Origin of the sequence: Streptomyces sp. S186, assembly GCF_051603415.1 — a bacterium.
Taxonomy (GTDB): Bacteria; Actinomycetota; Actinomycetes; order Streptomycetales; family Streptomycetaceae; genus Streptomyces.
Genome location: NZ_CP193932.1, coordinates 6,217,966 through 6,232,709, shown reverse-complemented (window position 1 = coordinate 6,232,709; position 14,744 = coordinate 6,217,966). Strand labels below are relative to the sequence as shown.

Sequence of the window (14,744 nt, the reverse complement as noted above, 5' to 3'; positions counted from 1 at the left end):
CGGCGTGTGCGGTGCCCGGCGTCCCGCCCCCGAGGGCGCCCGCGTCACCGGGTGACGTCGAGGGCGAGTTTCCCGGTCGGGGTGCGGGCGGCGAGGTCGTGGTGCGCCCGCGCCGCCTCCCCGAGCGCGTAGGTGGCGCCGGTCAGTGTCCTGAGGGAGCCGTCGGCGACGGCGTCGAACAGCGCCCGCATGGAGGTCGCCAGTGCCGTCCGGTCCGCGTAGAGCTGGGGCAGCCAGAAGCCGGAGACGGTGAGGGAGCGCTCCATCAGCTCCCGGGTGGACACGTTCGCCAACTCGCCGCCGGCGAAGCCGTAGACGGCGAGCCGGCCGCGCGGCGCGACGGCGGCCAGGGTCCGGGCGAAGGTGGCGCCGCCGGTCATCTCCAGCGCCGTGTCGACCGGGCCGCCGGCCGCGTCCAGGATGCGCTCCGTGAGGTCCTCGGCGGTGGAGTCGACGACCGCGTGCGCGCCCAGGTCCAGGGCCAGTCGGCGCTTGGCCGCGGAGCCGGCGAGGCCGATGACCTTCGCGCCGGCCCGCGCCGCGAGCTGGACGGCCAGCGTGCCGACCCCGCCCGCGGCGGCCGGGACGACGACGCTCTCCCCCTCGGTGAGGCGCAGCGCGGTGAAGAGCAGGTGCCAGGCGCTGTTGCCCTGGAGGGCCAGCGCGACCGCCTGTTCGTCGCTGACGGCGTCGGGGACGTCCCAGGTGATGCGGCGGTGCAGCAGGGCCCGTTCCGCGTAGCCGCCGCCGCGGGTGAGTCCGACGACCCGCCGGCCGCCGTCGAGGGTTCCGACGACCTCGTTGCCGGGTATGTACGGCAGTTCGACCGGCGCGAGGTAGGTGTCGCCGCGGACGTGCACATCGGCGTAGTTGACACCCGCCAGCGTCACGTCGACGAGCGCGTGCCCGGCGCGGGGCGTCGGCTCGGGGGCGTCCTCCAGGCGGAGCACGTCCGGGCCGCCGAATTCTCGCATCACGATCGCGCGCACGACTCTCCCTCAGATTCTCCGGTGCGGTGCCCGCACAGGGTAGGCACGGCGCCCGCCGGACCGCCGCCTCCCGATCATTTCGCGCCAACCCTTCGGACTTTCTGGGCGCGGTGGCCTCCCTCGTACCCCGAATTCCCGGGAGTTTTCTCGTGTCGCGAGAAAAGTTCGGTTCACTTCATACCCATTGGACCGTTTTGGCGAGGATCTACCCGGCGGTATACGGCGGGTGGCTCCCACACATCCCTCATTCGACTTCGGCTACCGGAAGTGATCGACGCCGCCTACGATCCGGACGTGTGTCCGCCGTTGACGAGAGCCGACGGCCACGTTCCCAAGGGCAGAGCACAGCGTGCGAGGCAGCGGTGCCGGCCCGCCCGACCCGGTGAACCGGGCGGGGAGTGGCGGAGGACGGGGCCCGGGCCGCGGCAGGGCGGACACGGCCTGAGGGGGAATCATGATGGGGAAATCGGGGGGCGGCAGGCCGGCGTTGGCGCCGGCCTGCCGGGACCCGCAACGGGCTCTGCCTCTTGCGCCGGCACCTCTGCGCATCCTGCGAACCGCGTCTGCTTCCCTGCCGTCGTTGACCGCACGGGTCACCGACGCCGCCGACGCCGTCATCGCCGCCGCGCGCCGCCACTCCCGGCCGTACGCCGCACCGCCCTTTCTGGACGCGGCCCGGCCCCGCCGGGGATTCGCGCGCCATCGCCGAGAAAGGGACCGCCCATGAACGCGTCGAGTCGAACGACCAGCGCCGGGCTCCAGTTCACGCACCCGTACCTCGCCGTGGTGCTCGGCGGCGGCTTCACGGGCATGCTCGCCGCCGCGGCGCTGTCCGCGTACGCCGACGTGATCGTGGTCGAGCGGGAACGCCTGCCCCGGACGCCCGCGTTACCCACGGATCTGCCGCAGCCACGGCACACCCACCTGCTGGCGTCGGAGGGCGCGCGGGTCGTGGAGGGCCTGCTGCCCGGCACGGTCGAACGGTGGCTGGCCGAGGGCGCCCACCGGCTCGCGATGCCGTGGGCGGCCGCCGGTCCGCTGCCGCCCGGCCGGCCCGCCCGCCGGACCCGTACGCGGCAGGTGTTCGCCTGCTCCCGCGATCTGCTCGACCGGGTCGTGCGCGAGCAGGTGCCGGCCCTCCCCGGGGTGTCGGTCCTGGACGGCACGGAGGCGGAGCGGCTGACCGGCACCGCCGAGCACGTCACCGGGGTGTGGGTCCGCGACACCACCAGCGGTGAAACGTACCGTCTGGACGCCGATCTCGTGGTCGACGCCACCGGCCGCTCGTCCACCACCCCGGACCGGCTGTCGGCGCTCGGCCTGCCGGCCGCGCCGGAGGACGTCCGGGATTCCGGCATCGTCTGCGCCACCCGCATCTTCCGTACACCGCCCGGATACGAGAACTGCCCGGTGCTCACCGGCCGTTCGGACTCCCGTCCGGTCGGCGCCGCGGGTAGCGGCAACCCGGTGCCGGCGTCCCTGCTCCCGGCCGCGCGGACCGCGACGCTGGTCCCGATCGAGGACGGGCGCTGGCTGGTCACCCTCACCGGTGGCAGCGGCGGTGAGCGGCCGTCCGAACGCGCCGACCGCTTCGTGCCGTTCGCCCGCCGCGTCCACGCGGCCATCGGGGACCTCATCGCCGACGCCGAGCCGCTGAGCGAGGTACGGCTGACCCGCGACACCTCCAGCCGCCGCCACCGCTACGAGCAACTGCCCATCTGGCCCTCCGGGTTCCTCGCGCTCGGCGGTGCGGTGGCCTCGGTCACCCCGGACTCCGGGCAGGGGCTGTCCCTCGCCGCGCACGGCGCCGCCGCGCTCCGCGAGGCACTGCGGCGGCACGGTCTGGACGACCCGGCGCTGGGCCGCCGGGTGCAGCGCGCCGTCGGCCGCCTCGTCGAGGCGCCGTGGGCGCTGGCCACCGGCGCGGAGCTGCCGCCGTCGCCACGTCCCGGTACGCCGCGGCCGTCGTTGGCCACGCGCGTCGTGCGCGGCGCCATGAGCGGGTTACGCGCCCCCGCCGCCGTCCTGCCCCCGGTCTGCCACGCCTACGTGGACGTGGTCGGGCCCGCCGTCTCCGCGGCCCATCCGCCGCAGCCGCTCGCCCCGCGACCGGCATCCGCCCCGACGTCGTCCGCGGTACGGCCACCGGACCCCGACGCCCCGGACACCCCGCCCGCCCTGCCGTCCCCGCTCACCCCCTCCGCCGCCGCGCTCACGGCGCCGCCGCCCTCGGCCGCGCCGGGCAGCCCCGGCCCCGAGCAGACGCCCCGCCGGCTCCCCCGCACCCTCGGCTTCGGCCCCGCATCGCTGCGCCTGCGGCGGCTCAACGGCGGCCGTCGGAAGCCCGACGGAGGCTGAGACGGCCCCTGGCCCCGGCACGGCGCCGGCCCTGAATTACGGTGGGCGCCAGGTACACATCTCCGATCGCCGGCGGCGCGGCCACCGGCGATCGTCATCACCAGGGGGTTGCGGAAAAAGGTGACGCACGCTACAACGCAACCTGGCCGCGAACCGCGAACCGCGAACCGCGAACCGCGAACCGCGAACCGCGAACCGCGAACCGCGAACCGCGAACCGCGAACCGCGAACCGCGAACCGCGAACCGCGAACCGCGAACCGCGAACCGCGAACCGGGGGCTGGGGCAGGCGTCGGCGTCTGTGCGGGGGGCTGTGCATGCGCGGAGGCGGCTGACACCACCCATGGGCTGCTGCCTCCGCTGCGGGTGCCCGTGGGTGACGATCCCGAGCGCTGGCAGACGTTCCCCGGCGAGCGGCTGGTCGTCGTCATCGCCCGCACCGTCACCTCGACGGTCCGGGTCCTCGACGTCCTCCGCCCGGTCCTGCGCGACGACCCGCGTCTCCACCTGGTCTTCGCCTTCGATCCCAGCTCCGCCTTCAACGACGGCGTGCACGCCCTGCTGCACTCGGTCGGCGCCCGAGTGCTGCCCTGGCACCAGTTCCCGCGGATCTCCCCCCACCTGATCATCACGGCGACCGAGAACGCGGATCTCGCCACCGAGCACCACACCTGCCCGGTGCTGGTACTCCCGCACGGGGTCGGCTTCCACAAGGTCGTCCCCGACTCCCGCAGCGACCGCGACCGACTGGCCGGTGTCGTCCCGGACATGCTGCTGCGCAGCGGCCGCGCCCGGCTCGCGATCTCCCACCCGGACCAGGCGGCCCAGCTCGCCGCCGCCCACCCCGCCACCTCCGGCCGCACCCTGCTCGTCGGCGACCCCTGCTACGACGCGCTGCTCGACGGGCGGGCGCTGCGGGACAGCTACCGCCGGGCGCTCGGCCTCACGGACCGGCGGCGACTGATCATGATCAGCTCGACCTGGCGCGATCACTCGGTCCTGGGCCGGGACCCCGCCCTCCCGGCCCGTCTGCTCGCCGAACTCCCCCTGGACGACTACGCCGTTACCCTGGTCACCCACCCCAACATCATCTCCGCGCACGGCGGTTACACCCTCCGTTCGCACCTCGACTCCGCGCACGGCGCCGGGCTGCTGACGATCCCGCCGACCGCCGGCTGGCAGGCCACCCTGCTCGCCGCCGACCTGCTGATCGGTGACCACGGGTCGGTCACCTTCTACGGCGCGGCGCTCGGCACCCCGCTGCTGCTCGGCGCGTTCGGCGACGACGAGGCCGTAGCCGACACGCCCATGGCGGAGCTGGGCCGTATCGCCCCGCGACTCCGCCCCGAGGCACCGTTGCGTCCGCAGATCGAGCGGGTGCTCGACCTGGACGGAACGGCCGGCGACGACACCATGGAGCGGGTGCGCAAGGTCGGTGAAAGCGCCTTCGCCGCGCCGGGCCGGGCCCTGAGGCTCCTGCGCACCGCCGTCTACGAACTCCTGGGCCTCCCCGAGCCGACCGGCCCGCCACCTCCGCGCCGCGCCCCGGAGCCGCCCGTCCCCCAGAACCGCCCGGAACCGGAACCGGCCACCGCCTGTTACATCCACACCTCCCTCTCCCAGGGCGCCGGCGAGCCCGCCGGCGCCCGGATATCCCTCGAACGCTTCCCCGCCGCCGTCGCCGACCTCTCCTCCGACTCTCGACGCGATACTCCCGAGGGCCCGTTCCGCCATCTGTCCTGTGCCGACGACGAGTGGGACCGGCAGTGGCCGGAGAGCGCCTCCGTCCTCGTCCACCGGACCGCGGCCGATACCGCCGTGGGCGCGGACCGGTGGATCGACGACACCTTCGCCCGCTATCCCGGCTGTCTGCTCGCCGCCGTCACCGTCGCGGGCCGGGGCTGCCGAGTCGGGCTGTGCGACGGCCGGACCGTCGAGGTGTCCGCCACCGGCCGGTTGGACGACGCCGCCGTCCTGGCCGCCGTCGTCTACACCTGCCTGCGCGCCGAGCACCCGCTGGACGGCTTCGCCACCCTCGCCCTCGGCGGCCGTACCGAGGATGTGGCGCTCCGCCTCACCCGGCGGGCGAGCGGGCCACGCCCGGTCGGCTGACGGGCCCGCTCGCGGGCAGCCGCCGTGCGGCAGTTGCCCGCCGGCCCGCGCCGTCGGTGCTACCCCGCACTGCTGTCGGTGGTGTCTGTGCCGGTGTCGGGGCGGATGCCGGTGCCGGTGTGGCCGGCGCCTTCCCCGCCGCTCGTGCCGTTCCGGCCCTGCGCACCGGCCGAGGTCTCCGTCAGTCTGCGGCGCAGCTCCACGGCGCGCGGTCCGCCGCCCGCCTCGTATATCTCCAGGGCGCGCATCAGATGGCGTCGCCACCGCTCGTGATCCCCGCGCTGCTCGGCCAGTTCGGCCAGCGTCTCGCACACCTGCGCCTCGTAATGAACGGCTCCGCGCTCGCGGAGCATGGCGCCGGCCTCCTCCATGTCGCCACGGCCTCCGCAGGCCGCCCGAGGTCGCGGAGCACGCCCCCGATGGCGGCCAGCGCGCGGGCGCCCATCCGACGGTCGTCGATGGCCATGAACCCGTCGTAGGCTCCTTCGAGGGTGGCCCGGGCCTCCTCGGTGCTGCCGACGGCGTGCTGGGCGCGGCCCATGAAGTAGCGGCCGATGGCGATGCCCCGGTCGTCGCCCGCGGCGCGGTAGAGGACCATCGCCTCCTCGTAGGTCGCCACGGCGCGGACCGGGTCGCAGCGGTCCCAGTAGCGGCCGTAGAACTCGCGGGCGGAGGCCCGGAGCAGGGTGTGGCCGGACTCGTCGGCCCGGGCGACGGCGGTTTCCAGTTCCCTGCGGGCGCGGCGCAGCTCCTCGCGGTCCATCAGGGGGCGGGACAGCAGGGTGCGCAGACGGGCCTCGGCGGCTGGATTGCCGTCCGCCTCGGCATGGCGGACGCCCAAGTCGCCGCTTCTGACCCAGTCGTTGAGGTATCGGCGGTTGAGGAAGAGCGCGGTGAGCGCCTCGGCCAGCTCCCAGACCTGGCGGTGCCATCCGTGGTCCGCGGCGGCCTGCTGGGCGGACAGCAGCTCGGCGCGCCAGGTGTCCAGCCAGTCCAGCGCCTCCTGCCGGTCGCCGAAGGCGGTGGCGCGGTCCGCCTCCCCCAGCCGTTCCGTATACGTCCCGATGCGCATCCGGCGGCCCATGACGGCGAGATCGGCCTGTGCGGCGCGGATGAGCAGATGCTCGACGACGCGGGCCACGACCGCGGTGCGCGCGGCCTCGTCGTCCTCCTGGACGGCCTGTTCACGGGCGTGCAGGCGCACCAGGTCGTGGAACTCGTAGCGCCCGTCCGCGGCCACCGTGACCAGGCTCGCGGCCTCCAGGACGTCGAGCTGCCCGGCGGCGTGGGCAACGGTCGCCCCGGCTGCCGCGGCGGCCGATGCGGCGTCCCAGCGGCGGCCGGGATGCAGCCCGAGCAGTCGGTAGAGCCGGGCGGCGGGCGCGGGCAGCCCCGCGTAGGCCACTCCGAAGACAGCGGACACCGGGCGCTCCCCTCCCTGGCGCAGGGCCTCCAACCGGCGCCGGTCGTCGGCCAATTCATCGGCCAGCGCGGCGACCGGCAAACCTGGATGCATCACCAGTCGCGCGGCGGCGACATGCAGCGCCACCGGCAGGCCGCCGCAGCTCTCCACGATGCGCAGCGCCGCGTCCTCGTCACCCACGGCGATGCGCTCCTGCCCGCACAGCGCACGCAGCAACTCCAGCCCGTGCTCCGGCGACAGTGGTTCGAGCGACATGAGGCGGGCGCCCTCGCCGAGCAGTTCCCCGAGCCTCGACTGGCTGGTCGCGAGGACGACGCTGCCGGGGGCGCCCGGGATCAGCGCCCGTACCTGCGCCGGCTCGGTCACGTCGTCGAGCACCATCAGCACCCGGTCGTCCGCCGTCCGGCTGCGCAGCAGGGCCGTCAACTCGCCCAGGGTGCCCGGCAGATACTCGTCCTCGATACCGAGTGCGCGCAGGCAGTGGCTCACCCCGGCCGAGACATCGCCGCCCCGCTGCGCCCGCAGCTCGGCGAAGTCGATGTAGAACTCGCCGCCGGGGAAGCGGCCGCGCTCCCCCTCCGCCCATCTCCGTACGGTCGCGCTCTTGCCCACTCCGGGCAGGCCGCTGAGCACCGCCAGGCCGCCGGCGTCGCCCACCCAGCCGTCGATCTCCGCCAGCACCGGCTCCCGGTCGACGAACTGCCGGAGCGCGGCCGGCACCTGCCGTGGCACCGGATGCTCCCGCCGCGGCATCTCGAAGCGCAGATCGCCGTGGATCTCCCCGGCCTGGACCACCGGGCCGTGTGCGGTCCCACTGAATTCGTTCCGGACGCGTCCGACGTCCGCTCCGTTGTCCCCCATGACGGCTCCCCCCACATCGGTCGACTCCCTACGACTCCCTACGTGAAAAACGCTACTTGACGCCACTGACAACGCGGCACGGCGGTGGTTCGCGCGGACACCTGGCACGCCACCAACCAGTCATCATCAGCCCAAAGCGATGAGTTTCGGTCAGTGACGGGCCATCGGTGGATCACCGACGGGTGGGGGGCGACGAGGCAGATCAGACGGCTCCGCTTGTCGCGCTCTCCGACTCCTCCGACTCCTCTGACTTCTCTGACCTCTCCGTCCGCTGTCCCAGGAGGCGTTGGGCGAGGGCGAGGGTGGCGTGCGGATCGCGACTGGGGCCGGGCGCCGCGGTGCGGTGGCTGGGGAGCCGTTCGACGGTGGCGGCGCCGGTGTCCGACTCCAGGGCGGGGGCGTAGCCGGCGGAGCGCAGGGCGTCCAGCGTGGCGGCCGGTGGGCGGGCGCTGACCAGGACTGTCGGGGCGAGGGTGCGCAGCTCCAGCGCACGCAGGGCGCGGTGGGCGGCGAGTTCGGCGATCAGGGACTCGTCGTCGGAGCGGACACAGCAGGCGGCGGGCACGACCCGCATCCGGCCGTGGGTGCGGGCGGTGTCCTGGATGAGGTAGCCGAGGGGCTGTGGCAGTGTGCCGGTGGCCGAGGCGGCGGTGAGCGCGTCGCGGAGGGTGTCGGCCGTGTGGCCGGAATCCAGTGCGCGGCGGACCGAACCGGGGGTGAAGCGCCAGGTCACGGCGTGGCCCTCGGACTCCCGGTCGGCCGCGGTGGCGAGCAGCCCGGCGAGCTCGGGGGCGGGGCGGCCGGGCACGACGGCGGTCAGGTCGGCCTGGAAATGGGCCCGTTCGACGGGTGGCGGGAGCAGGTCGCGGAGCGGCTCGTCGAGGTCCGTCGGGTCGGCGAGCAGGGCCCGGCCCAGCGGGGTGAGCGTGCCGTGGGCGGTGAGCCCCAGGTAGGCCGCCTCGTGGAGGATGTGGGCGGCGCGCTCCTCGGCCATCGGCTGCTCGGTGACGGCGAGCGGTCGGTACCAGTCCGCCGTCCGCAGCAGGTGGCGGAGGGACGCGAGCGCGTGCTCGTCCTCCGGCGAATCGGGAAGCGGCAGCGGCGGGGGTGCCGAGCCGGTGCCCGGTGGGACGTCAGCCAGGGCGGCGAGGAGGGCGTGCCGCAGTGCCGGGGCGTGCCGGTCGTGGCCGCGGACCAGGGCGGTCGGCGTCTCACCGAACGGGGTGTGGGTGGGGATGTCCCACAGGGCGTACCAGGCGGCCAGTACGGGAGCGAGGCGGGCGCCGGGCGGGCGGGCCAACCACTCGTCGTAGGCGTGGGTGGGCAGCGCGGTGATCCCGGACGGGCTGCGGGTCAGCGCGATCAGGCCGGCGGCCAGGGCGAGATCGAGCAGGAGCCGGGTGTGCGGTTCGGTGGCGCCGGCCGCCTTGGCCAGGCGCTTGACCTCGCGGACGGTCAGACCGCCGGACTTGCGCAGCGTGGCGGGCTCGGTGGCCAGGCAGGCGAGCAGCCGCTCGACCGTAGTGGCCAGGTGCGCCGCGGCCGCCTGGGATTCGTCGGACGGCGAGGTCCGCGGGGCGGGCACGGCGGGGGCCCCGGCGCGGCCGTCGTACGGCACGGCGCCGTCGGGAACGGGTGTCGGGGCGTGCGGTGCGAACGGGCCCAGGTCGTGGGCGGCGAGGAGCTGCGGGATGCGGGGCGGCACGACGAGGGAGCCATCCTCGGCGGGGGCGGCGAGGCCGTCGGCGCACAGTGCGTCGAGGGCGGTTTCGGCGGCGGTCCGCGCGGGTCCGGGGGCGGCGGTGCCGAGCGCCGCATGGATGTCCTCGGGATGGACCGGTTCGCTGGCCAGCTGCGGGAAGGACAGCCGGTGGGCCATCAGGGATTGGTAGTCGGCGCCCGGGACGGGGGCTGCGGGCACGGCGGCGTCGCGGGCGGCGCGCTCCTGGCTGGTGCGGGCAGTGGCGGCGAGCACCTGCAAGCGCGGGTGATCGAGGTGCAGCACTATGTGGTGGAGGGTTTCGTAGGACCACAACGCACCTGCCAGGCCACGGAGTTCGGTGGGCGCGGGCCGGCGGGCGAGCGGCTCGGCATGGCGGGTGAGGAGCGCGGCGAGCTGTTCGGGGGTGCGCTGCGCGAGGGAGCGGGTGAGTGCGTCGAGACCTTCCACGGCCCTGAGGTTAGTCATCGTGCCAGCAGAGTGCTCAGGGCGCCCACGGGGTCCGGATCCGCGGGGCCGGTGGGCCACCAGTCGTCGGCTCCGGGCTCGGATTCGTAGGGATACCAGCGGTGGTCGCGACCGAAGCGCAGCTGGATGCCGCGGGCGGCGTCGGTGAGGTGGTTACCGTGCGGGCGCAGCGACGGCAGGCCGGCGGCCAGGAGAGCGCTGCGGGCCCGGTCGAAGTCGCCGGCCGGGGGGTTCCAGGTGCGTTCCAGGAGGGCGAGTCCTTCGGCGCCGCCCTGCCGCCACGCGGCGACGGAGCGCGCGATGTCCGCGGGAGTACGGCCGGTCGCCGCCGCGATCTCGCGGTAGAGCGCACGGGTGGTGGCCGTCAGGCCGGCGGTGGGGTGGGCGGTCGCGGCCAGACGGATGGCGTCCTCCCAGGGGGGCAGCGCCGCGAACGGGCCTGGGCCGCCCGGTCCGGCATCTCCGTCGGGGCCGGCGGCGGACAGCCAGCTGTGGGCGCGTGCCGCGGCGTCGCCGGCGAGGAGTTCGAGGGTCGCGGCGTCGAACGGGAGGCCGGCGGCGTCCGGGAGGGCCGGCGGTTGGCCTGGGCCCGGGGGCAGCGCCATGGGCGGCGGCAACGGCGGTCGGGCCCGGTCGGCGAGGGCCTGGCGGGCGAGGCCGCCACGGGGTACGGCCGCCGCGGACGCGGCCTCACCCTCGCTGTCGACGGCCTCTCGGGGCTGGGGCGCAGCGAGGGATAGGGATACGGCCTCCGGCACCGAGGGCGGCGCGGACGGCGTCGCCACGACGTCCCCAGTTGCCGAAGCCCGTGCCCATGCCGATGCCGACGTCGATGCCGGCGTGGAGACCGGCATCGATGCCGAAGCGGAACCTCCGCTCCCAGGTGCCCTCACAGCCAGGAGCGCGGCCCGCACCCGGCTTTCCCTGGTGTCGTGGCCGGCATTGCGGCGGGCCAGTTCGTCGAGGAGCTCCCGCTCGCCCCGGCCGCGGAGCAGCAGCAGGACGAAGGGATCGGCGTCCAGCAACCGGGCCACCTCGAAGCAGAGCGCGGCGGCGTGCTTGCAGGGCCGGCCGCTGTCCGGGCAGGAACATCGGGGCACCAGTTCCCCCGGCCCCGGCAGGAGGGGCACGTCCCCCTCGGCCAGCGCGCGGGGCAACTCCTTGCCCAGCAGCGCGGTGAGCCGGTCGGGGCGGGCGGCCACGCCGTCCAGCAGGGCTTCCCACTCCTGCGCACCGAGCGTCGTGATGCGCACCTCGGCGCTGTACGGGCGAGGCCGGCTGCCCCGTACGGTGGCGATCACCCGGCCCGGGGTGACGTTGATCGTGTCGACATGGCCGTCGCGGGCGTAGGCCCGGCCGCGGGCCAGGCGGGCGGCGTCGAGCGCGCTGCTCTCCAGTGCGTCCAGCCAGGCACGACCCCACCAGGACGCCGCGTACGGCCCGTCCGCGCCGTCGGAGCGCGGCAGGGGCGGGAAGGTGCGCGAGCGGTCGGCGCGGACCAGCCGATCCGCCGCCGCGGCGCGTCGGGGGCCGGCGGCCCGGCGCCGCAGCCCGGGGCTCATCGGGTGCTCCTCAGGGAGACGAGATCGGCGAGTTCGGCGTCGGTCAGCTCGGTGAGTGCGCTCTCGCCACCGGAGAGCACCGCGTCGGCGAGGGCCTTCTTGGCGATGAGGAGCTGGGCGATGTTGTCCTCCACGGTGCCCTCGGTGATCAGCCGGTGGACCTGGACGGGCTGGGTCTGGCCGATGCGGTACGCGCGGTCGGTGGCCTGCTCCTCCACCGCCGGGTTCCACCAGCGGTCGTAGTGGATGACGTGTCCGGCGCGGGTGAGATTCAGGCCCGTGCCGGCCGCCTTCAGGGACAGCAGGAAGACCGGCGTCCGGCCCTCCTGGAAGCGGTCGACCATCCTCTCCCGTTCGGCCACCGGCGTGCCCCCGTGCAGGAGTTGGTGGGGAACGCCCCGGACCGCGAGATGGCGTTCGAGCAGCCGCGCCATCCCGACGTACTGCGTGAAGACCAGTGTCGCGCCGCCCTCCGCGAGGATGGTGTCCAGGAGTTCGTCGAGCAGTTCGAGCTTCCCCGAGCGCGCGGCGAGGCCCGGGGCGGCCTCCCTGAGGTACTGCGCGGGGTGGTTGCAGATCTGCTTGAGGGCGGTGAGCAGCTTCATCACCAGGCCGCGCCGCGCCATGCCCTCGGCGCCCTCGATGCGGGCGAGGGTTTCGCGGACCACCGCCTGATACAGCGCGGCCTGTTCACGCCCCAGTGGGACCGGGTGGTCGGTCTCGGTCTTGGGCGGGAGTTCGGGCGCGATGCCGGGGTCGGACTTCCGGCGGCGGAGGATGAACGGCCGCACCAGTCCGGCCAGCCGTTCTGCCGCCCGCGGGTCCTCGCCGCCCTCGACCTCCCGGGCGTGCAGCGCCCGGAACGTCTTGAGCGGGCCGAGGAGGCCGGGGGTCGTCCAGTCCAGCAGCGCCCACAGCTCGGAGAGGTTGTTCTCCACGGGCGTGCCGGTGAGGGCGATCCGCGCGGGTGCCTTGATGGCGCGCAACGCCTTGGCAGTCGAGGAACGCGGATTCTTCACGTGCTGTGCCTCGTCGGCGACGACCCATGCCCAGGTGCGGCCGGCCAGTTCACCGGCGCTGCTGCGCATCGTCCCGTAGGTCGTCAGCACGAAACCGCCGTCCACACCGTCGAGACTGCGGCCGGCGCCGTGGAAGCGGCGCACGGGCGTGCCGGGGGCGAAGCGTTCGATCTCGCGCTGCCAGTTGCCCAGCAGGGAGGCGGGGCAGACGACGAGTACGGGGGCGGTGGGCCGCCGGTGGAGGTGGAGCGCGATGACGGTGATGGTCTTGCCCAGGCCCATGTCGTCGGCCAGGCAGCCGCCCACTCCGGTGGCGACCATGGTGTCGAGCCAGGCCATGCCGCGCAGTTGGTAGTCGCGCAGGGTCGCGCGGAGACCGGGCGGCTGGGGCAGCGGGCGCTCCCGGGTGGTGAGCCGGCCCCGCAGGTCGGCTAGTGCGCCCAGCGGCACCACCTCGACCTCCTCGCCGTCCACCTCCGCGGTGCCGTCGAGCGTCGCGGCGAGCGCCCGGGCCGGGTCCAGATAGCCCAGTTCGCGCTTACGTGCCTTGCGGACCAGGTCGGGGTCGACGAGAGCCCACTGGTCGCGCAGCCGGACCATCGGGCGGTGTGCCTCGGCGAGGGCATCCATCTCCGCCTCGTCGAGCGGTATCCCGTCCATGGCCAACTGCCAGCGGAACTCCGCCAGTTGATTGGCGTCGAAGAAGCCGAAGCCGTCCGCAGCCGAGCCCGGCGCGGGGCGCAGCACCGCCGTCGCGGTCAGGCCGCGGGTCAGCTCCCGGGGCCAGTGGACGGTGACCCCGGCGGCCCCCAGCCGGGCGGTCGCCTCCCCCAGCAGGTCGTACAACTCGTCCTCGCTGAGCGGGAGTACGTCGGGTACCGGGCGCTCCAGTAGGCGGCCGAGCGGGGGCCAGACACGGGTGGCCCGGCGCAGCGCGAGGAGTGCGCCGGCGCGGGACCGCGCACCGAAGGCGTCGGGCGCCCCGTCTTCCCACAGCTGGCGGGCATCGGCCATCAGCGTCGGATCGCTGAGGCTGTGGACCTGGAGGACGGCCGCCGCCGCTCGGCGCTCCTCGATGGCGCCGCCCCCGGGCGCCGCCCTTCCCCTGGCCTTACCCCCTGCGCCCTCCTCCGTGGTCACACTCGCCCCCGTGGTGTCGAAGAGCCGGGCCGGGGAGAGGTCCAGGCGGAGCGAGAGCCGTACTCCGGCGTCGGTACCGGCCGCGACCTCGCTCGCCCACTCCCGGGCGGCCGGAAGGTGCTGCGGCGCCGTCGCGGCGAACGGGGCACCGGCCACCAGCGCGGCGGCCGGGGTGCGCGGCAGGGTGTCGACGACGGCGTCCACGAACTCCCTTACCAGGGCGGCCGGGTCGGGCAGGCGGAGCGGCCGGCTGCCGGGAAGGGGGGCCGCGTACGCCTCTGCCGGCATGGCGGCGGCGATGGCCCGGAGGTGCGCGACGTCGTCCGGGTCGAGCGGGCCGGCCCGCCAGGCGTCGGTGTCCTCGCCGGTCAGGCCCGGCAGGAGCCGGCCCCGGGCGGCGAGGTGCAGGGCGTGCAGGGCGGCCGCGCCCCAGCAGGCCGCGGCCGGGTGGGCCTCCGGTGCGTGCCGGGCCCGGACCAGCATGGGAACGGCCTCCGGCAGGGGAAGCACCAGTGCGGGCACGCTACGGCTCCGCGCTCCGTTGCCATGGCGCCGGGCCACGGTCAGCCGTGTGATGTCGCCGCGCGGCTCCGCCTGATGGCCCTCGTCCGCCGCAGCTGCTCCGGTCACGGCATCGGGGAGCGCCCCGCCGTCCGGCCGCCAGAAGGCGACCGTTCCGGCACGCGGCGTCCCGGCGGGCAGGAAAACCGCGGCACAGCCCACCACACCAGCAGCCCGGTCACCGCCCCCGGCGTCAGCCGCGCCGGCCGTTCCCGCCGACACAGGCGCACCGCCGGCAGAGGTGACGGACGACCGAGACGCCTCTCCCGACGCCTCCTGCCACCTCGTCATTCCATCCCCTGCCATCGGATCGTTCGACGCCGATAACGGCGCCCACCGAGCCTGTCGCGCCCTGTCACCTTCTGCTACGTCCCCGACCTGCGAGTCTACGGTCGTCCTCATGTCGTCTCCCCCGTCGTTCTCCGGCGGCCGCGGCGATCTCCAGCGGTCACGGCGCGCTCTTCGGCCGGCCGGTCCCGCACCCCTCCCTTCTGCGCTTCCGCTCTTCTGCAACCTCCCGCGCCGTCCGCGC

8 protein-coding genes are annotated in these 14,744 nt (G+C 75.1%); 2 read left to right on the top strand and 6 right to left on the bottom strand.

Annotated features, from left to right (window positions below):
* Positions 1–44: 44 nt before the first annotated feature.
* Positions 45–989 carry a quinone oxidoreductase family protein gene (locus ACRAS8_RS26805; RefSeq protein WP_438488562.1) on the bottom strand — a complete coding sequence of 315 codons (945 nt, stop codon included), beginning with the start codon at positions 987–989 and terminating at the stop codon, positions 45–47.
* A gap of 723 nt (positions 990–1,712) precedes the next feature.
* On the opposite strand from ACRAS8_RS26805, the gene ACRAS8_RS26800 reads away from it, so the two are divergent.
* Both ACRAS8_RS26800 and ACRAS8_RS26795 read left to right on the top strand, forming a co-directional pair.
* Positions 1,713–3,347: an FAD-dependent monooxygenase gene (locus tag ACRAS8_RS26800; protein WP_438488561.1), complete on the top strand. Its 1,635-nt coding sequence runs from the start codon at positions 1,713–1,715 to the stop codon at positions 3,345–3,347.
* A 371-nt stretch (positions 3,348–3,718) separates the two neighbouring features.
* Positions 3,719–5,458, top strand: coding sequence for a CDP-glycerol glycerophosphotransferase family protein (locus ACRAS8_RS26795; protein WP_438488560.1), 1,740 nt, complete (start codon positions 3,719–3,721; stop codon positions 5,456–5,458).
* Between the two features lie 59 nt (positions 5,459–5,517).
* Here the strand turns inward: ACRAS8_RS26795 and ACRAS8_RS26790 are convergent, their stop codons facing one another.
* The 5 genes from ACRAS8_RS26790 to ACRAS8_RS26770 form a co-directional block, all read right to left on the bottom strand.
* A complete protein-coding gene (locus tag ACRAS8_RS26790) occupies positions 5,518–5,772 on the bottom strand; it encodes a hypothetical protein (protein WP_438488559.1) in 255 nt (84 codons plus the stop codon).
* Positions 5,706–7,742 (bottom strand): NB-ARC domain-containing protein, encoded by a 2,037-nt coding sequence (locus ACRAS8_RS26785; protein WP_438488558.1) that lies wholly within the window; start codon positions 7,740–7,742, stop codon positions 5,706–5,708. Before ACRAS8_RS26785 ends, ACRAS8_RS26790 begins: the two co-directional genes overlap by 67 nt.
* Positions 7,743–7,944: 202 nt before the next feature.
* Positions 7,945–9,912 carry a helicase-associated domain-containing protein gene (locus ACRAS8_RS26780; protein WP_438488557.1) on the bottom strand — a complete coding sequence of 656 codons (1,968 nt, stop codon included), beginning with the start codon at positions 9,910–9,912 and terminating at the stop codon, positions 7,945–7,947.
* A gap of 14 nt (positions 9,913–9,926) precedes the next feature.
* Positions 9,927–11,492, bottom strand: coding sequence for an SWIM zinc finger family protein (locus tag ACRAS8_RS26775; RefSeq protein ID WP_438488556.1), 1,566 nt, complete (start codon positions 11,490–11,492; stop codon positions 9,927–9,929).
* On the bottom strand, positions 11,489–14,503 hold the full coding sequence (locus ACRAS8_RS26770) for a DEAD/DEAH box helicase (RefSeq protein ID WP_438488555.1): 3,015 nt from the start codon (positions 14,501–14,503) through the stop codon (positions 11,489–11,491). The genes ACRAS8_RS26775 and ACRAS8_RS26770 overlap by 4 nt, the downstream gene beginning before the upstream one ends.
* Between the last annotated feature and the right edge of the window lie 241 nt (positions 14,504–14,744).